Below are 18496 nucleotides of genomic sequence, written 5' to 3' on the forward strand. Positions count from 1 at the left end.
TGCCGTGCCGCTGCGAGGTTGTGTCGGCGGGGCGTGGTTCCATCGTGGGCGTGAACGGGCGGCGAACAGCGGCAGGAACCGACGCGCGGCTGGTCCGCACGCCGGTCACCGGCACGCCGTCCTTCCAGTGGGATTCCGGCGCCCGCCGCCTGCTGGCCGCCCCGGACGGGTTCCGCAGGGTCCTCGGCGGCCCCGGCACCGGTAAGACGGCCTTGCTGGCGTCGGCGGCGTCGCGGCGTATCGCGGAGGGCGCGAATCCGGAGAGCGTGCTCATCCTGACCACGTCCCGCAAGGCGGCCGAGGCCCTGCGCGCCGACATCACCCATCGGCTCACCACCGATCCCGAAGAGGATCCGCTGCCGCGCACGATCCGCGAGCCGCTCGTGCGCACGGTGCATTCGTACGCGTACGCGCTGTTGCGGATGGAGGCGCAGGCCGACGAACTCCCGCCGCCCCGACTGCTGGCCGGGGCGGAGCAGGACGTCGTCGTCCGCGATCTGCTCGCCGGCGACATCGAGGAAGGCGCGCTCGACTGGCCGGAGCAGCTGCGCCCCGCGCTGGGCGTGCCCGGTTTCGCCGAGGAGCTGCGAGACCTCCTGCTTCGCGCCGCCGAACGCGGGCTCGGCCCGGAGGATCTGGTCGAACTCGGCAGGCGGCGCGGCCGCGAAGAGTGGATCGCGGCCGGGCGCTTCTGGAGCCAGTACGAAGAGGTCACCCTGCTGCAGGGCGCGGGCGGCAACGCGCTCGGCGTGGCGAGCGCGCCCGCGCTGGACGCGGCGGAGCTCGTCACTTCCGCCCTGCTCGCCTTGGAGGACGACCCGGACCTGCGTGAACGCGAGCAGCGGCGCGTCCGGCACCTGTTCGTCGACGACGCGCAGCATCTCGACCCGCTGCAGACCCAGCTCGTCCGGCTCATCGGGCACGCGGCCGACGAGTTCGTCGTCGCTGGCGACCCCGATCAGTCCGTGTTCTCCTTCCGTGGCGCGGATCCCCGCCTGTTCGCCGACGCGGACGAGGACGGCGAGCGCACGGTTTTGCTGACCACGGCGCATCGGCTCGCGCCGGTCATCCGCACGGCCGTCACGAAACTCGGTTCCGTGCTGCCCGGGTCGTCGCCGCAGCGCAAACTCGTCGACGCGCCGGACGCCGAGGGCGGTGTCGTCCGTGTGCGCTTGATGCCGACCCCGGCCTCAGAGGCGAGCTGGATCGCCGATCAGCTGCGTCGCGCGCACCTCGTCGACGGCGTGCCGTGGTCGGAGATGGCGGTACTCGTCCGGTCGCCTGCCCGTACTTTTCTTGTCCTGCAACGTGCTCTGCGCGCGGCCGGGGTGCCCATCGGCTCCGCCACCGAAGAGCTGCCGCTCGCGAAACAACCCGCAGTTCGTCCTCTGCTGGCGATGCTGCGGCTCGCCGCGGATCCGGAACTGCTCGACGTCGACCTCGCCGAGATGCTGCTTTCCTCGCCCTTGGGGGGCGCGGATCCGCTCGCCCTGAGGCGGCTGCGGCGCGGTTTGCGCAGGCTGGAGCTCGCGGGCGGTGGGCAACGCTCAAGCGACGAACTTTTGGTCAAAGCCTTACGCGCCAACGATGTTCTCACCGGCCTCGCGGAAGCCGAGTCGCTCCCGATGCGCCGGATCGGCGGTCTGCTGCACGCGGCGCATCAGGCCGTGGTGCGCGGTGACGGCGTCGAGCAGGTGTTGTGGGATCTGTGGCAGGCCAGTGGGCTGGAGCAGCGTTTGCTGCGGTTGGTCGATCGCGGCGGATCGCTGGGTTCGCAGGCGGATCGGGATCTCGACGCGATCGTCGCGCTCTTCGACGCGGCCGGTCGTTATGTCGACAGATTGCCGAAGGCGAGTGTCGCTTCGTTCGCGGATTACCTGTCCTCGCAGAACATCGCGGGTGACACGCTGGCTCCCGCGGCCATGAAGAGCGAAGGCGTTTCGCTGCTCACCGCGCACGCGTCCGCGGGTCGCGAGTGGACGGTCGTCTCGATCGCCGGTGTCCAGGAAGGCAGCTGGCCGGATCTGCGGTTGCGCGGATCCGTGCTCGGCGTCGAGCGGCTGGTCGACCTCATGTCCGGGGTCGACGACGAAAAGGTGTCCGCCACCGCGCCGATCCTCGCCGAAGAGCGGCGGCTGTTCTACCTCGCCGCGAGCCGCGCGCGGAAGACGTTGCTGGTCAGCGCGGTCGCGGGGGAGGACGAGCAGCCCTCGCGGTTCATCGACGATCTGGAGGAGAACGGCGCGGACGACGGCGGGCTCGACTCGCGGATGAAACCGGCGGGACGTTCGCTGGTGCTCGCCGAACTCGTCGGTGAGCTGCGCGAGGTCGTCTGTGACGAGACGAGCGACTCGGAACGGCGGCAGCGGGCGGCCCGTCAGCTCGCGAAGCTGGCCTCCGCGGGCGTGCCGGGCGCGCATCCGGGCACCTGGTACGGCCTGCTGGAACCGTCCACCGGCGAACCCGTGCACGGGCCGGGCGACCTCATCCGCATCTCACCGTCCACTGTGGAGGTTCTGGTCAAATGCCCGTTGCGCTGGCTGATCGAACGCCACGGCGGCAGTGACCCGGCGCAGCTCGCCGCGGTCACCGGAACGCTGGTGCACGGGCTCGCGCAGGCGGTCGCCGGCGGCAGCAGCGACGAGCAGATCCGCGCCGCCCTCGACGACGCCTGGGTGCGGGTCGACGCCGGGGCGCCGTGGTTCTCGCGCCGCGAGCGGTCGCGGGTCGAGCAGATGCTGCGGAACTTCATCTCCTGGCTGGAATCCAGCCGCAAGGAGCTGATCGAAGCCGGGGTCGAGCAGGACATCGAGGTCGAACTGCCCGTCGGCGATGACGACGTTCGTGTGCTCCTGCGCGGCCGCGTCGACCGCGTGGAGATGGACAAGGACGGCCGTCCGGTCGTCATCGACATCAAGACCGGCAAGGTCCCGATCTCCGCCGCCGACGCCGAACAACATCCGCAGCTGGCCGCGTATCAGCTCGCCGTGCTGCTAGGCGCGGTCGAGGGCGGTTCGAAACCCGGTGGCGCGCGGCTGGTCTACGTCGCGAAGTCCAACAACAAGACCGGATCCACTCAGCGTGAGCAGGCGCCGCTGGACGAGGACGGCGGCAAGCAATGGCTCGAACTGGTGCGCTCGGCGGCCGGATCCGCCGCGGGACCGGAGTACGGCGTCACCGAGAATCCGGACTGTGATCGTTGCCCGGCAAGGGGTTGCTGTCCGCTGCGCCCCGAGGGCAGGCAGGTGACCGGCCCTTGATCTCCGAACTCCAGCGCCGCCAGGTCGAACCGGGCGAGATCGCCCGCGCGCTCGGCCTGCACAGCCCCACCGACGAGCAGGCCGAGGTCATCGCGGCACCCATCGAGCCGTCGCTGGTCGTCGCGGGCGCGGGCGCGGGCAAGACCGAGACGATGGCCGCGCGCGTCGTCTGGCTGGTGGCCAACAGTGTCGTGCCGCCGGAACGCGTGCTCGGCCTGACCTTCACCCGCAAGGCCGCTCGTCAGCTCGGCGAACGCGTCCGCACCCGGCTGCGGCGGCTCGTGGGATCGGGGCTGCTCGACAAGATCGACCCGACCGGCGACCTGCGCACGACGGTGACCGCCGGCGAGCCGACGGTGCTGACCTATCACGCGTATGCCGGGCGGCTGCTGTCCGAACACGGCCTGCGGCTGCCCGTCCAGCCCGGCGTCCGGCTGCTGTCGGAGACGTCTTCGTGGCAGTTCTCGCATCGCGTCGTGTCCACTTGGGACAACGACCTCGACACCGATCGCGTGCCCTCGACGGTGACGGCGCAGTTGCTGGCGCTGGCCGGGGAACTCGGCGAACACCTCGTCGAGACCGAACGGCTGGCGCAGTACACGTCTTGGCTGTGCGAGGTCATCGAGAACGCGCCGAGGGCGAAAGGGCAGCGCGCTTCGCTGCCGCAGAAGCTGGCCGAAGTCATGACGGCGCAACGGTTCCGCCTCGCGCTCCTGCCGCTGGTCGAGGCGTATCACACGCGGAAACGAGCGGAAGGCGCGCTCGACTTCGCCGACCAGATGTCGCTGGCCGCGCAGCTCGCCAGCAGCTATCCGGCGGTGGTCGCGGGGGAGCGCGAACGCTACGGCGCCGTCCTGCTCGACGAGTACCAGGACACCGGGCACGCCCAGCGGATCCTGCTGCGTTCGCTGTTCGGCGGGGTCGAACATCCGCCGATGCCGGTGACCGCGGTCGGCGATCCGGCGCAGGCCATCTACGGCTGGCGCGGCGCGAGCGCGGCGAACCTGCCCCGGTTCACCACGGACTTCCCGCGTGACAACGGCGAGCGGCTCGTTCCGGCCCTGGATTTCGGGCTGCTGACCAGTTTCCGCAATCCGCCCGAGGTGCTCGAACTCGCGAACGCGATCTCGGAGCCGCTGCGGGAACGCGGCCTCGGTGTCGCGCGGCTGCGCGCGCTGGAGGGCGCGGGGGCCGCCGACATCGCCGCCGCGCTGCTGCCGGACATCCGCGCCGAACGCGAGTGGGTGGCCGACGCGGTGGCGAAACGCTGGTTCGAAACCGTGGAGGAGACCGGAAAGCCACCGACCGCGGCGGTTCTGGTGCGTCGTCGTGCCGACATGGCGCCGATCGCGGCGGAGCTGCGGGCGCGTGGGCTTCCGGTGGAGGTCGTCGGTCTCGGCGGCCTCCTCGACGAACCCGAGGTCGCGGATCTGGTGAGCACGTTGCGGGTGCTCGCCGATCCGCTCGCGGGCAGCGCTGCCGCCCGGCTGCTGACCGGGGCGCGCTGGCGAATCGCGGCGGCCGACCTCGCGGCGTTGTGGCGCCGGGCCGGTGAACTCTCGTCGCCGGTGCCGCCGTCGGGAAAGTCCGATGTGGACGAACCGGTGCTGGTGACCGAGCGGGTCGAGCAGGCAGGGCTCGCCGACGCCATCGACGATCCCGGGACGCCGGAACGCTATTCGACCGAGGGATACCGGCGTATCCGGAAGATCGGCGCCGAGCTCTCGGCGTTGCGACGGCGGCTCGACCAATCGCTGCCCGAACTGGTTGCCGACGTGGAACGCACGATGCTGCTCGACGTCGAGTCACTGGCCCGTCCCGGCCCGGCCGGGCGCGCGCACCTGGACGCTTTCGCCGACGTCGTCACGGATTTCGCCGAGACCTCGCCGACGGCCACCCTTTTGTCCTTTGTGGACTATCTGAACACGGCCGCGCACGCGGAAGACGGGCTCACCCCCGGTGAAGTGGAGGTGGTCCCGGATCGGGTCCAGGTGCTGACGGTGCATTCGGCCAAGGGGCTGGAATGGCGCATCGTCGCGATTCCGCATCTGGTCAAGGAGGTCTTCCCCGGGCGGCGGCGTTCGTCGTCGTGGCTGCGGACGTCGACCTCGCTGCCCGCCGCGTTGCGCGGGGACTCGGAGGATCTGCCGGAGCTGCGGATCCCCGAAGGCGCGGACCGCAAGGAAGTCCAGGAAGCGCTGGAACTGCACGAAGAAGGCTTCGTCGCGCGGGAAGCGGACGAAGAGCGGCGGCTCTGCTACGTCGCGCTGACCCGCTCCGAGCACACCATGCTGATCTCCGGCCATTGGTGGAACGAGAGCAGCGCGCGGCCGAAGGGGCCGTCGGAGTTCTTGCTGGAAATCGGCGAGGTGATGCGGGGCAACTCGGTCGGCCGCATCGAGTACTGGGCCGACGAGCCCGAGACCGACGGCGAGAACCCGCTGGTCGCCGACGCCCGCCGGTCGCGGTGGCCGGTCGATCCGCTGTGGCCGCGGCGCGAGGGCGTCACGAACGGCGTCGACATGGTGCTCGGGGCGATGGAGGACGCCGAGCATGCGGAAGAGGAGGAAGAGGACGATCCGGACGGCTGGATCTCCGACACCAAGGTGCTGCTGGAGGAGCGGGCGCGGGCGCGGGACCGGGTGCAGCAGGTCGTCCTGCCGCCGCATCTGTCGGTGAGCCAGCTGGTCGAGCTGTCGGCCGATCCCGTCGCGCTGGCCAAACGGCTTCGGCGGCCACTTCCCGTACGCCCCAACACGTACGCGCGGCGAGGGACGGCGTTCCACGGCTGGCTGGAGCAGCGGTTCGGCGGCGAGCAGTTGCTGGAGATCCACGACCTGCCGGGGGCGGCGGACGTCGACGAGGCGCCCGACACCGAACTGGAAGCGCTGCAGACCGCGTTCGAGAAGAGCGAGTGGGCGCACCGGGTGCCGCACGCGGTCGAGGTGCCGTTCTCGGCGGACGTCGTGGGCGTGACGGTGCGCGGGCGGATGGACGCGGTGTTCGCCGACGCCGACGGCGGCTGGACCGTCGTCGACTGGAAGACCGGTGCCGTTCCGGAAGCCGACCGGGTCGAGTCGCTGGCCGTGCAGCTGGCGGCGTACCGGCTGGCCTGGGCGGCGTTGAAGAACATCCCCGTGGAGAAGGTACGGGCGGCGTTCCACTACGTGAAACACGACAAGACCGTCCGCCCGGCGGATCTGCTGGACGCCGAAGGACTACGCCGGCTCCTGCGAAGCGTCCCGACGATCTAAGCGCGGTCGCGGACCTTGAGTGCCCAGGTCACCAACGGGATCTGCAGCGGGACTCGGGCCCAGAAGGCCGCCCGCCAGTGCTTCGGGGCCTTCCGGCGGTCGGCGTCGACGGCCATCTTCACGTTGCCAGGCAGGACCACGACGAACAGCAGCGCGGCCGCGAGCCCGCCGAGCCGCCGCGTCTTCGGATTGGCGACCGCGGCGGCGACGCCCAGCTCGGCCACGCCGGATCCGTAGGTCCACGCCCGAGGGGAGCCGGGAAGCTGCTTCGGGATGATGGCGTCGAACGGTTTCGGCTGGACGAAGTGCAGGACACCGGCCGCGCCGAGCAGGCCGGCGAGGAAATGGGCGGGCCGCTGAGACGGTCGGGAATCCGAAGACATGCCCTGAGCTTCGCATACCGAGCTGAACGGAAGGTACTTCGGCTATCCTCCCGACCGTGAGTGACGCGGACCAGGCCGGAGCCTGTGCATGAGGGTTCTCAAGCGTTTCCCGGTCAGGCTGAGCGACCGCCCGGACCACGAGCTCGTCGGTGTGATCCGGATGCCGGAGCTGACGGTCAGCCCGCTGCGGTCGATCCTCAAACGGATCATCGGCGCGATGCTCGCCCTGCTGGCGACCGTGCTGATCGTCTACCTCGACCGGGACGGTTACCGCGACGCGAACGGCGACGGGCTCACGTTCCTCGACAGCCTCTATTACGCGACGGTGTCGCTGTCGACCACGGGTTACGGCGACATCGCGCCCGCGACGCCGTCCGCGCGGCTGGTGAACGTCCTGGTGATCACCCCGCTGCGGGTGCTCTTCCTCATCGTCCTGGTCGGTACCACACTCGAAGTGCTCACCGAGCGCTCCCGCCAGGCTTTCAAGATCCAAAAGTGGAGGACGAAGGTGCGTGACCACACGGTCGTCGTCGGATTCGGCACGAAGGGCCGGTCGGCGGTCAACGCGCTGCTCGGGGACGAGAACGTCGAACCCGACCACATCGTCGTCGTCGACACCGACCAGCAGGCCCTCGAAGCGGCCACGTCACTCGGGCTGGTGACCGTGCACGGCTCGGCCACCCGCGCCGACGTGCTGCGCGTCGCCGGGGTCCAGCGGGCACGCGCCGTCGTCGTCGCCCCGAACCGGGACGACACCGCCGTGCTGGTCACGCTGACCGCCCGTGAGCTGGCGCCGAAGTCGCACATCGTGGCGTCGGTGCGGGAGGCGGAGAACGTCCACCTGCTGAAGCAGTCGGGCGCGAACCAGGTCGTGGTGTCGAGCGAGACCGCCGGGCGCCTGCTCGGCATGGCGACGTCGACGCCGCTGGTGGTCGACATGGTCGAGGACCTGCTCACTCCCGAGTCCGGTCTCGCGATCGCCGAACGCCCGGTGGAGCCGTCCGAAGAGGGCGGGTCGCCGCGGCATCTGCCGGACATCGTGCTGGGTGTCGTCCGCGACGGCGTGCTGTACCGGGTGGACGCCCCGCAGGCGGACGCGATCGAGCCGGGGGACAAGCTGCTGTACATCCGCAAGGTGACCGCGGCGGAGACGATCGAGCGGTAGCAGGGGACCTTTGCTACCACGCTCGCGGGCTCCTGTGTTTTGCCGCGAGGTTCTGGGAGCATGGCGTTCGTGCGCAAGCGATCGGACCCCGCCAGAGGGCTCACCCCGGGGTGGAACTCCCTGGCCGTGGCGGCCGGGGTCGGCCTGCTGGTGGTCTTCCTGGCGTGGTTCGCCGGGCCGGGACTGTTCGGTATCTCGAACGAGACCAAGGGGACGACCGTGCAGGCGGAGGTCGTTCAGCCCGCACCCTGTACCGGCGGCGCCACCGAGAGGGTCAAGTTCGAATTCGGCGGCGCGCCCATGGAAGGTTCGCTCAACGGCTGCGGACACGGCCAGGGTGAGCGCATCGAGGTCGTCGTCCCGGACGGGGCCGCGGGGGACGCCGTGTCGGTGCACGCGGCCGACGCGACGGCCGGAGCGAGCGACGCGCGGCGGCCGCTCGGGCTGGCGCTGCTGGTGTTCAGCTGCTTCGCGGGCGGGATGTACGTCTTCCTGGTGTTGCGAGGGCCTCGGGTTCCGGTGACGGCCTGATCCCTGGCTCGTGAGTGGCCGCTAAGACCCGACGCGCTGCCTCCTATGGCTACTCGACGTGGTCGAGAGCGCGTGAGCGTTACCGCGGGTGAGGGGTGTGTGGAAATAGAGACGTTCAATGTCCCTATTTCCACACACCCCGTCGTGACCGAACCGGTCATGGGGGGACTGTGTGGATTTCTGGTCATCCAACGCCCCAAAATCCACACAGTCGGCGTTCTGGGGCGATCGGCCGCACCGGGCAAGCCGGAATCGCCCACGGCACCGCATCCGTCGGCGAGCGGCACCCCACCTCCAAGTACGTGAAGGCCCTCTCGCTGCGTCTTGCGCCAGGGCACGGCAAAGGCGCACAAGCACTGGTCAAGCGGCGGCCAAGGGAGGTTCGTCACTGATCCCCACATCGCTCGACCGTTCACAGGGGACACCGCCAAGGCGGTCATGCCCGGTTTGGGCGTTTTCTGGGGTGGTCGTGAGTGTTTTTGGTCGTTCTAACGACAATCGCCACTCACGACCCCACCGTTCGCCGAGAGCGGTACCGGCCAGCGCTTAGGCGACTTTGCCGGGACCCTCGCGTCTAGCCGAGGGAAGGGGGCCTTCACGCGCGAAAAGTCAGGAAACGGCGCTCGAGGGAGCCGAGAAGGTGTTGCAGTCGGCGATCCGGTTGTTGCTCGCACCGGCCCGCCACCACGACGCGTAGTGCGCGTTCGTCCCGTGGTCCTGGCTGCGCGAGGTGTTGTCGCCGCGGGTCTCCTGGTCGTTCCAGGCCTTGTTGTACATGTCCCGGCTGACCGTGCCGCCCTGGTCGACGTGCGCGCCGAGGAACATCCCGGAGAAGCACTGCGCCTGCAGTTCCTTGCGCCGCGACATCTCCAAGCCGGCTGGGCTGTTCTGGCCGGCGTCGTAGATCTTCTGCCAGGCCGCGTCCATCAGCCCGGCGACCTCCTGCACGTGATGTCCGTACTCGTGCGCGAAAAGGGCCAGGTAGACGCCGGGGTTGTTGCCGTACTGGTCGGTCTGCAGACCGCGGAACGGCACGTAGAGGTTGTTCTCGCAGTAGTACGCCGCCGTCGCGATGCCCACCTGGATCGTGCCGCATTCGGTTTCGAAGCTGGCCCCGGTCGGGAAGTGCAGGGCGGGCGGGGTGAACGGCAGGTCGTAGGCGTCGAGGAACGGGCCCCAGGCGTTGTCGAGGCATTTGCCCGCGGCGGTGAAGAACGCCTCGGCGGCCTGCTGGCTGCTCTGCCACTGCGGCAGCGTGCAGACCCGGTTCCGCAGGCCGGCGTTCGGGTCCTGGAGGATCGGGTGGTCACCGAGTTTGAGGATCTTCTGCGGCCCGCTCGACGAAGACGGCGCCTTGGTCGGTGACGACGGGAACGGGTTCGTCGACGACGAGGGCGACGAAGACCCGCTCGGCGGCAGCCCAGCCTGCGAAGGCGTGTTCGGCAGGGTGCTGTAGCCCGCATTCGCTACGTGATCGGAGTCGTCACGATTGAGTGAAACGATCGCGACCAGGCCGAGGACCAGCACGGCGACCGCGCCGAGGCAGATGGCGACGATCGCGCCAACGGACCGGCGCGGCGGCGGAGGCGGGAAGTGGTGCGGCGCGCCCTGCCACTGGGCAGGGGGCTGGCCGTGCACCGGCGGTGGCTGGACGGCGCCGCGTGGCGGCCACTGGCCGTGGGGCGGTTGCGTCATCAAGTCGGTCCCGGTGGTTCTAGGGGCGAACCGGGGGCACCCGGTCCGATGTTCAGCATAACGAGCTAACGGCGTCCCCACCCACAGCTCGGCTGCAGAGGGTATCCAGCGTGAGGCGAGCGGTCACCCATCAGTGTCGTCCCCCCAGCTCTGGCCGGGTGTCGGACCCTCTGGAAGAGTGTTCGTAAGCAACGTGAACGGGTAAGGGGCTGTCGCATGACGGAGACCGGCGGACCGTCCGGGCCGGAAGGCACCGAGACGCCGAAGCCGCAGGCGGGGGAATCACCACAGCCGCAGGCGGATACACCGGCCCCGCCGCAGTCGGACACGCCGACGCCGCCGCAGGGGCAAGCGGCGCAGCAGTGGCAGTCACCCTCCGGGGCGACGCCTCCGCCTCCGCTGCCGTCGTACCAGCCCCCGCCGCAGCAGCAGTACCCGAACTGGAAGGTCGGCCTCGGCAGGCCCGGCGTCATCCCGCTGCGCCCGCTGAACCTGACCGACATCCTCGACGGCGCGGTCACGGCCATGCGCAAGTACTGGCGGATGGTCTTCGGCGCCGCCGCGGTCACCGCCGTGCTCACCGCGGCCATCAACCTGGTCGGACTGCTGCTGGTCGACACGACGGGCGACCTCGAACAGGTCCGTGATCTCGGCCCGGCGGCCACCGATCAGGAACTGATGAACCAGATGGTCGGCATCCTCGGCGGGACGCTGGCGACGTCGTTCATCACCCTCGTCGCCACCCTGCTCGGGACGACTGTCCTGACCGGATTCCTGACCGTCCTGATGGGCAAGGCCGTCCTCGGCAAACCGGTCACGTTCAAAGAGGCCGCGAAGGAGGCGGCGCCCCGGCTGCTGCCGCTGCTCGGGCTGACCGTGCTCTACACGCTGGCGATCCTGGTCGGGGCGATCTTCTGCCTGCTGCCCGCGATCATCCCCTACACCTTCTGGGCGCTGGCCAGCCCGGCGTTCATCCTCGAACGCGGCACCGTGATGGAGGCGTTCCGCCGGTCGGTGAAGCTGGTCTCCGGCATGTTCTGGCGGGTCTTCGGGATCCTGTTGCTGGCGTACGTGATCTCGTCGTTCCTGGCGTCGATCATCACGATCCCGTTCAGCTTCAGCGCCTTCCTGTCGATCTTCGGCAATCTGGACCAGATCTACGTCCCGTCGACCGGTGACCTGATCCTCCAGTCGGTCGGCACGGTGATCGCCCAGACGATCGTCGGCCCGTTCACCGCGCTGGTCACCGTGATCCTCTACATCGACCAGCGGATGCGACGCGAGGGCATGGACATCGAGCTGGCCCGCGCGGCCGGCATCCAGACGCCGCCTCCGCCGCAGGCATGGTGACGCGCTTCCTCACCGAGGTCCCGGTCGACATCGACCGGGACACCGCCCGGCTGCGCGCCGCCGAGGAGCTCTCGGGACCGGCCTACCAGGCCGCGAAACCGAGCTGGCTGTCCGAGGCGTTCACCTGGGTGGTCGAGAAACTGCTGGGTTTCCTCGAAACGGTCAATGGCGTCGTGCCCGGCGGGATCTTCGCCGTGGTGCTGCTGGCCGTCGTGCTGATCGTGCTGGTCGTGGTGATCCGGCTGAAGTCCGGACCCTTGGCGACGTCGGCCAGGAGCGGGCGCGCCGTGTTCGCCGGGCAGCGCAAGGCTTCCGGCGAACATCGCAAGGCGGCCGAGGAAGCCGCGGCGCGGGGCGACTTCGACGACGCCGTGCGTGAGCGGTTCCGTGCCGTGGTGCGGTCCTTGGAGGAGCGGGCGCTGCTCGACGAGAAGTCCGGACGGACCGCCGACGAGGCCGCCCTCGAAGCCGGACGGCTGCTTCCCGACGTCGCCGAGCCCCTGCGCGCCGGCGCCCGGCTGTTCGACGACGTCCACTATGGAGACATCCCCGCCACGGCGGACGGCTACCGGTCACTGTCCGATTTGGACGAACGCTGCCGTCGTGCCCGGCCGGTCGCCTTGGCGGCCGGATGACCTCGGTTTCGCCCGACGCCCGCCGGATCTGGCGCGGGGTGCGGCTCCCGCTCGCGGTCGTCCTCATGATCGTGCTGACCGGCACGCTGCTCGTGCTCCTCCAGGGCGAGCAGACCACCGGCGCGCTCGAACCGGGTTCCTACGAGCCCGGCGGCGGCCGCGCGCTGGCGACGTTGCTGGAACGGGAAGGCGTCAAGATCCCGATCGTGCGCACCGCCGCCGAGGCCAAGGGGGTCGCGAGGGACGCGACGGTCTTGATCACCAAACCCGAGTACGTGCCCAAGAGCGCCTTCGCGGAGATCAGGCAGAACGCCGAGCACATCGTGCTGGTGCAGCCGAGCCCCGGCACGGTCGAGGAAGTCCTTCCCGGCGTGCGGGTGAGCGGCCAGGCCGAGATCGAGACCCGCACGCCCGAGTGCGAGGCCGTGGATCCCGTGGCGGCGGGGAGCGCGACGATGGGCGGCCTGAAGTATTCGGCCACGCAACCGCGGGCGCTGGACTGCTACGGCGGCTCGTATCTCGAGGTCCCCGGTCCACAAGGGACGGTGACCGTGCTCGGCACCCCCGCCCCGCTGACCAACGAGTGGCTGGCCGACGAGGGCAACGCGGCGCTGGCGATGCGGATGCTCGGCAAGCACGAGCGGCTCGTCTGGTACCTGCCGACGCCCGCCGACCCGTCGCTGGAGACCGAGAAGAAGCCGCTGTCCGAACTGATCCCGGCGGGCTGGTCGTACGCGGCTCTGCAGGCCGGGGTCGCGGTGGTGCTGCTGGCGTTGTGGCGCTCGCGACGGCTGGGGCCGGTGGTGACCGAGCCGATCCCGGTCGTGGTCCGCGCGGCCGAGGCCACCGAGGGCAGGGCGAGGTTGTATCGCAAGGCGAAGGCCGCCGCGCACGCCGGGGAAACCTTGCGTGAGGCGGCCCGCGCGCGGCTCCGGCCGTTGCTGGGGCTCACCCGAGACGCCGAACCGGCCGCGTTGGTGGAGTCCGTCGCCGCGCGGACCGGCCGGGCGCCCGCGGAGATCGGCGCGCTGTTGTACGGGGATCCGCCCGCGGATGACGCCGCGCTGGTGCGGCTGGCGGACGGACTCGATGTCGTGGAACGAGAGGTGGAGCGGTCTTGAGTAGCGATCAGTCCAGTATGGACGGTGCGGCCGAAGCCCGGGCGGCGCTGATCGCCCTGCGCGCCGAGGTCGGGAAGGCCGTGGTGGGCAACGACGCGGCCGTCACCGGGCTCATCATCGCGTTGCTGTGCCGGGGACACGTGCTGCTCGAAGGCGTTCCCGGGGTGGCGAAGACCTTGCTGGTGCGGGCGTTGGCGGCCGCGCTGGACCTGGAGACGACCCGGGTTCAGTTCACGCCGGACCTCATGCCGGGCGACATCACCGGCTCGATCGTCTACGACGCGCACAGCGGCGAGTTCTCCTTCCGCGAGGGCCCCGTGTTCACGAACCTGTTGCTGGCCGACGAGATCAACCGCACGCCGCCGAAAACGCAGTCTTCGCTGCTGGAGGCGATGGAAGAGCGTCAGGTCTCCAGTGACGGCAAGACGCGGCCGCTGCCCGACCCGTTCATCGTCATCGCGACGCAGAACCCGGTCGAATACGAAGGCACGTACCCGCTGCCCGAGGCGCAGCTGGACCGGTTCCTGCTGAAGCTGACCATGCCGATGCCGTCCCGCGAGGACGAATTCGGCATCCTTTCCCGGCACGCGCAGGGTTTCGACCCGCGTGACCTCGGCGCGGCCGGGGTCACTCCGGTCGCCGGGATCGCCCAGCTCGACGCCGCACGGCGCGCCGTCGCCGGGGTCACCGTGCGGCCCGAGGTGCTCGCCTACATCGTCGACGTCTGCCGGGCGACGCGGTCGATGCCGTCCGTGCGGCTCGGCGTCTCCCCGCGTGGCGCGACAGCGCTGCTGGCGGCGACGCGGGCGTGGGCGTGGCTCGCGGGCCGTGACTACGCCACCCCGGACGACGTCAAAGCCTTGGCACGGCCGGCTTTGCGGCACCGTCTCGACCTGCGGCCCGAGGCCGAACTCGAAGGCGCGACCGCCGACGGCGTGCTGGACCGCGTCCTCGCGTCCGTGCCCGTTCCGCGCTGATGGCCGTCACCGGGCGGCTCGGGCTGCTGGCGCTCCTCGCGGCGCCGGTGGTCGGTTTCCTGCTGCCCTCGTGGGCCGGGATCGGGCTGGCCGCGGCGGTGCTGCTTTTGTTGGTGGTGCTGGATCTCCTGCTCGCCGGGAGTGTGCGACGGCTTCAGTTCGCGCGGTCCGGCGCGACGTCCGTGCGGCTGGGGGAGGAGTGCGAGGTCACGCTGACCGTGGCCAATCCCGGCGGCCGTCCGGTGCGCGCGTGGCTCCGCGACGCCTGGCCGCCCAGCGCCGGCGCGGAGGACCGGCACCGCCTCACCTTGCCCGCGGGCGAACGCCGTGTCGTGACCACACGACTCCTGCCGACCCGTCGCGGTGACCGGACGGCGGTCCGGGTCACCGTCCGGTCGACCGGGCCGCTGGGGCTCGCCGCCCGGCAGGGTTCGCACGACGTGCCGTGGACCGTGCGGGTGCTGCCGCCGTTCCACAGCCGCAAGCATCTGCCGTCGCGGCTGGCGCGGCTGCAGCAGCTCGACGGCCGCAACGCGGTGCTGATCCGGGGCCAGGGCACGGAATTCGACTCGTTGCGCGAGTACGTGATCGGCGACGACGTCCGGTCGATCGACTGGCGGGCCTCGGCGCGCGCGTCCGATGTCATGGTGCGGACGTGGCGCCCCGAACGCGACCGGCACGTGGTGCTGGTGCTCGACACCGGCCGCGTTTCGGCCGGCCGGGTCGGGGACGCGCCGCGGCTCGACGCGGCGATGGACGCGGCCCTGCTGCTGGCCGTGCTCGCCGCCCGGGCGGGTGACCGCGTCGATCTGCTGGCGTATGACCGGCAGGTCCACGCGGCGGTCCAGGGATCGACGGATCTGTTGCCCGCATTGGTGAACGCGATGGCGCCGCTCGAACCGTCGCTGGTCGAGACCGACGCGCGGGGCATGGTCGCGGAGGTGCTGCGGCGGACCCGGCGGCGCGCGCTGGTCGTCCTCCTGACCGGGCTGGACGCGGCGCCGCTGGAAGAAGGCCTGTTCCCGGTGCTGTCGAAGCTGACCTCACGGCATCAGCTGATGATCGCTTCGGTCGCGGACCCGCGGGTCGCCGAGATGGCGGCGGGCCGTGGCGACGCGGAAGCCGTCTACGACGCGGCGGCGGCCGAGCGGGTGCTGGCCGAACGGCGCCAGGTCACCGCGCGGCTGGCGCGGCACGGGGTCGAGGTCGTCGACGCCGTGCCCGAGGATCTGCCGCCGCGGCTGGCGGACCGGTATCTCGCGCTGAAGGCCGCCGGACGGCTCTGATGTCGAGAGCCGCGCGCCGGCTCCGACCTCCTGGCGAACCGATCACCAGGAGGACACGATGGATTTCGACCGGCACTGCGCGGAGATCGTCACCCAGGCCGAATTGCTCACGACCGAACTGGCGGACGCCGACCTGACGGCGCCCGTGCCGTCCTGTCCCGGCTGGACGCTGGGCGCGCTGGTGCGGCATCTCGGCGGCGGGCACCGCTGGGCGGCCGAGATCGTCCGGAGCCGGGCGACGGCGCCGGTTCCCGACGACCAGGTGCGCCGGGTGGACGGCGACGATTCCGGCCCGTTGCCCGCGTCTTGGCTGGTGGACGGCGCTTCCGCGCTGGCGTCGGCGCTGCGGGAAGCGGGGCCCGACGCCGAAGTCTGGGTGCCGTTCCACTACCGGACCGCGTCGTTCTACGCGCGCCGTTTCACCCACGAGACGCTGGTTCACCGCGCCGACGCGACGCTGTCCGCGGGCCTGGAGTTCCGCGCTTCGTCCGAAGTCGTCCGCGACGCGATCGACGAGTGGATGGAACTCGAATCGCTCCCGCTGCATTTCGAGTTCAGGCCGGAGAAGCGGGAGATCCTCGGTTCCGGCCGGTCCGTCGGTTTCGAGTCGGGGGAGCACGCGTGGTTCCTCGGCCTCGACGGCCCGGTCGTCACCTGGGAGCGGGGTCGGCGCGGGGCCGCCGTGACCGTGCGTGGCTCGCTGACGAATCTGTTGCTGGCGCTCTACCAGCGCGAGGACGCCGAGGACGTCGTCGGTGATCTTGATCTGTTCAAGCTGTGGCAGACGCATGTGCGGTTCGGCTGAACCCGATGGAGTGGTGCCGGTTGGCGGGCGGGGGCGCGGGCGGTTAGCTCGGAAGGAGATCCGGACCGACAGGATGGGGCCAGGTTTGCGCAAGCTCGTGCTGTTCCTCGCGGTGCTTCCGGTGGTGCTGCTCGTGTCACCCGCTTCCGCGCAGCCCGCCGGGAAGCCCGTCTACCTCGCCGACGGGGGCGGAACCGTCTCCTTGGCCGCGGCCGACGGCAAGCTCTCGCTCGCGGACGCGAAGGACGCCAACGCGCAATGGGTGTACGACAAGGCGGCGTTGTCGTACAAGCATGTCGCGAGTGGACAGTGCCTGACGGCGATCAGCCCCGTCGACGGTGTCGGCGTCAAACTCGTGGCGTGCGACGGCAAGGACCGCCACCAGCAGTGGCGCCGCAACGCCGGGCTGCCCGGGCTGGTTCTGCTGGCGAACGTGGCGACCGCGCGCTGCCTGACCGCGGAGGCGCCCGCCGTCGGATCGCGTCTGTACCAGGAGGTCTGTTCGCTGCCGGGGCTGTCCAACACCTGGGCGGCGGGGGTGCGGACACTCGCGATCCTGTCGGGGAACGGGCAGCGGCTGTCCACGAAGACGCCCGGCCAGCCGTTCGTGGTGCGCGTGATCGGTGAGAACGGCCAGCCCGCGGCGGACGTGCCGGTGAACTTCTTCGTCCGCGCGGCACGACCGAAGAACGTGCTGGTCTTCGAAGGCGGCTCCGAGACGGCGGCGGCCAAGACCGGCGCCGACGGTTCGGCGACCAGCCCGAAGATCGTGCTGACCGAACCGGGCGAGTTCGAGATCCGGTTCACCGGCAGCGCGAGCCTGGAGGATGGGAACAGCATCACCTTCGAGGGCAGCTGCACCTGCTGAGCTTCGGCCGGGTTGGTCGTGAGTGGCGTTTCGGGTTCTAACCCGAAACGCCACTCACGACCAACCCGGCCCACGCGGACCTAAGCCACCAGCGCGAAACTCGAGTAGTACTCAGCCGACGGATCCCGCGAACCGTTCCGGTCCGGGCTGACCTCGGCGCCGACCCAGCCCTGGAACGCGCCCGCGTCGTCGATCACCTGCAGCAGCGGGCGGACGTGACTGTTGCCGAGGTAGCAACCGTTGTAGGACAGGCATTCGCACCAGAACTCGTAGCTGTTGCGCCGTCCGCCGAAGGCGTCGCTCAGGTAGTAGAACCGCCTGTCGCCGGTGTCGATGATCTTCTTCGCGCAGGCCTCGTATCCGGCGCCGGGGAGGCAACAGGAGGTCGGGTCGCATCCGGAGTCGTACTGCACGTACCCGAGGCAGGAGCCGTCGTCGCACTTGTTCCACGCCGGGCCGACGCCGAGCGCGCCGCTGCTACCGCGGGTCCAGTTCGTGATCGCGCGGCGGTTCACGCCCTGCCCTTCGAGCAGGTACGACCGCTGGGTCGCGCGGACCGAACTCATCGGGGCCTTGCTGGTCTGCGCGAGGGAGGCGTTGCTGCCGTAGGCGATGCCGCTGGTGATCGAGTAGTTGTCGCTCACCAGTTGCAGACGTCCGAGACCGGGCCGCGTCTCCGAAACGGCCCACGTCTCCGTGAGGTTCACGGGAGTGGTGGTGCCGTCGACGGTGCTGCTGGTCCAGGTGATGGCCACCTGACCGGAGTTCTCGGCGTAGGTGCCGGTGAAGTGGCCGTTCGGAGCGCCGGTGAAACCGGGCGCGGTCTTGATCGGGCAGTTGTTGCGGGGATTGGTACCCGGCGCCCAGTCACCGCAGTAGTAGACGTCGCCGCTGTCGACCGGGACGGGGAAGCCCGCCTGGCTCCAGGTCCAGAAGTTGTGCGCGACGGTGTTGTCGGCCGGGTTGAACACGAGATAGCCGAGGCGGACGTAATTGCGGTCGGCGTCGGTCCGGAATCCGCCGACGCTCACCACCCAGTTCAGCTTGCCCGACGGCGCGGACACGGTCCTGGCCTGGGACGCGCCGACGAGGAGCGTCGAGGCGAGTACGGACAGGACGACGATCGCGAAGGCGCGTAACCGTTTTCTCCCCATGAAAGGAGCTAA

Annotated in this window: 14 protein-coding genes; 11 read left to right on the forward strand and 3 right to left on the reverse strand. The window is 70.4% G+C overall.

The features are described 5' to 3' along the window. Nucleotides 1–44: 44 nt before the first annotated feature. Both AMK34_RS29840 and AMK34_RS29845 read left to right on the forward strand, forming a co-directional pair. The gene (locus AMK34_RS29840; protein ID WP_198941768.1) at nt 45–3260 is read left to right on the forward strand and encodes an ATP-dependent helicase; all 3216 of its coding nucleotides are present in this window, start codon (nt 45–47) and stop codon (nt 3258–3260) included. Further along, nucleotides 3257–6514: an ATP-dependent helicase gene (locus AMK34_RS29845; protein WP_073847549.1), complete on the forward strand. Its 3258-nt coding sequence runs from the start codon at nt 3257–3259 to the stop codon at nt 6512–6514. The genes AMK34_RS29840 and AMK34_RS29845 overlap by 4 nt, the downstream gene beginning before the upstream one ends. On the opposite strand, the gene AMK34_RS29850 is transcribed toward AMK34_RS29845, so the two are convergent. After that, nucleotides 6511–6897 (reverse strand): DoxX family protein, encoded by a 387-nt coding sequence (locus AMK34_RS29850; protein WP_038518959.1) that lies wholly within the window; start codon nt 6895–6897, stop codon nt 6511–6513. The genes AMK34_RS29845 and AMK34_RS29850 overlap by 4 nt on opposite strands. 88 nt (nt 6898–6985) lie before the next feature. Here AMK34_RS29850 and AMK34_RS29855 point away from each other — a divergent pair, with 88 nt between their 5' ends. Together AMK34_RS29855 and AMK34_RS29860 are read left to right on the forward strand one after the other, a co-directional pair. After that, entirely contained in the window at nt 6986–8062 is a 1077-nt protein-coding gene (locus tag AMK34_RS29855; RefSeq protein WP_037332041.1) for a potassium channel family protein, read from the forward strand. Nucleotides 8063–8188: 126 nt separating this feature from the next. Further along, on the forward strand, nt 8189–8593 hold the full coding sequence (locus AMK34_RS29860) for a hypothetical protein (protein WP_143202652.1): 405 nt from the start codon (nt 8189–8191) through the stop codon (nt 8591–8593). A 609-nt stretch (nt 8594–9202) separates the two neighbouring features. On the opposite strand, the gene AMK34_RS29865 is transcribed toward AMK34_RS29860, so the two are convergent. Then, complete coding sequence (locus AMK34_RS29865; RefSeq protein ID WP_228694704.1) at nt 9203–10288, reverse strand: neutral zinc metallopeptidase; 1086 nt, start codon at nt 10286–10288, stop codon at nt 9203–9205. 216 nt (nt 10289–10504) lie between these two features. On the opposite strand from AMK34_RS29865, the gene AMK34_RS29870 reads away from it, so the two are divergent. From AMK34_RS29870 to AMK34_RS29900, 7 genes are all read left to right on the forward strand, one after another. After that, nucleotides 10505–11638 (forward strand): hypothetical protein, encoded by a 1134-nt coding sequence (locus AMK34_RS29870; protein ID WP_038518956.1) that lies wholly within the window; start codon nt 10505–10507, stop codon nt 11636–11638. Further along, nucleotides 11632–12273: a DUF4129 domain-containing protein gene (locus AMK34_RS29875; protein ID WP_038518953.1), complete on the forward strand. Its 642-nt coding sequence runs from the start codon at nt 11632–11634 to the stop codon at nt 12271–12273. The genes AMK34_RS29870 and AMK34_RS29875 overlap by 7 nt, the downstream gene beginning before the upstream one ends. After that, complete coding sequence (locus AMK34_RS29880; RefSeq protein ID WP_073847550.1) at nt 12270–13394, forward strand: DUF4350 domain-containing protein; 1125 nt, start codon at nt 12270–12272, stop codon at nt 13392–13394. Before AMK34_RS29875 ends, AMK34_RS29880 begins: the two co-directional genes overlap by 4 nt. 17 nt (nt 13395–13411) lie before the next feature. After that, nucleotides 13412–14371, forward strand: coding sequence for an AAA family ATPase (locus AMK34_RS29885; protein ID WP_073847551.1), 960 nt, complete (start codon nt 13412–13414; stop codon nt 14369–14371). Beyond that, entirely contained in the window at nt 14371–15657 is a 1287-nt protein-coding gene (locus AMK34_RS29890) for a DUF58 domain-containing protein (RefSeq protein ID WP_073847552.1), read from the forward strand. Before AMK34_RS29885 ends, AMK34_RS29890 begins: the two co-directional genes overlap by 1 nt. 58 nt (nt 15658–15715) lie before the next feature. Beyond that, nucleotides 15716–16462 (forward strand): maleylpyruvate isomerase family mycothiol-dependent enzyme, encoded by a 747-nt coding sequence (locus tag AMK34_RS29895; RefSeq protein WP_073847553.1) that lies wholly within the window; start codon nt 15716–15718, stop codon nt 16460–16462. A gap of 85 nt (nt 16463–16547) precedes the next feature. Then, the gene (locus tag AMK34_RS29900; protein WP_073847554.1) at nt 16548–17330 is read left to right on the forward strand and encodes an RICIN domain-containing protein; all 783 of its coding nucleotides are present in this window, start codon (nt 16548–16550) and stop codon (nt 17328–17330) included. A gap of 80 nt (nt 17331–17410) precedes the next feature. Here AMK34_RS29900 and AMK34_RS29905 read toward each other — a convergent pair whose 3' ends face one another. Beyond that, nucleotides 17411–18484, reverse strand: a complete 1074-nt coding sequence (locus AMK34_RS29905; protein ID WP_038518938.1) for a hypothetical protein — start codon at nt 18482–18484, stop codon at nt 17411–17413. Nucleotides 18485–18496 lie beyond the last annotated feature (12 nt).

This window comes from Amycolatopsis sp. CB00013 (assembly GCF_001905755.1).
Taxonomy (GTDB): Bacteria; Actinomycetota; Actinomycetes; order Mycobacteriales; family Pseudonocardiaceae; genus Amycolatopsis; species Amycolatopsis japonica.

What these genes read in the sequence shown, in the direction of transcription:
- AMK34_RS29850 (WP_038518959.1), bottom strand. Translation starts at nt 6,897, where the DNA reads ATGTCTTCGGATTCCCGACCGTCTCAGCGGCCCGCCCATTTCCTCGCC.
- AMK34_RS29855 (WP_037332041.1), top strand. Translation starts at nt 6,986, where the DNA reads ATGAGGGTTCTCAAGCGTTTCCCGGTCAGGCTGAGCGACCGCCCGGAC.
- AMK34_RS29865 (WP_228694704.1), bottom strand. Translation starts at nt 10,288, where the DNA reads ATGACGCAACCGCCCCACGGCCAGTGGCCGCCACGCGGCGCCGTCCAG.
- AMK34_RS29870 (WP_038518956.1), top strand. Translation starts at nt 10,505, where the DNA reads ATGACGGAGACCGGCGGACCGTCCGGGCCGGAAGGCACCGAGACGCCG.
- AMK34_RS29875 (WP_038518953.1), top strand. Translation starts at nt 11,632, where the DNA reads ATGGTGACGCGCTTCCTCACCGAGGTCCCGGTCGACATCGACCGGGAC.
- AMK34_RS29880 (WP_073847550.1), top strand. Translation starts at nt 12,270, where the DNA reads ATGACCTCGGTTTCGCCCGACGCCCGCCGGATCTGGCGCGGGGTGCGG.
- AMK34_RS29885 (WP_073847551.1), top strand. Translation starts at nt 13,412, where the DNA reads ATGGACGGTGCGGCCGAAGCCCGGGCGGCGCTGATCGCCCTGCGCGCC.
- AMK34_RS29890 (WP_073847552.1), top strand. Translation starts at nt 14,371, where the DNA reads ATGGCCGTCACCGGGCGGCTCGGGCTGCTGGCGCTCCTCGCGGCGCCG.
- AMK34_RS29895 (WP_073847553.1), top strand. Translation starts at nt 15,716, where the DNA reads ATGGATTTCGACCGGCACTGCGCGGAGATCGTCACCCAGGCCGAATTG.
- AMK34_RS29905 (WP_038518938.1), bottom strand. Translation starts at nt 18,484, where the DNA reads ATGGGGAGAAAACGGTTACGCGCCTTCGCGATCGTCGTCCTGTCCGTA.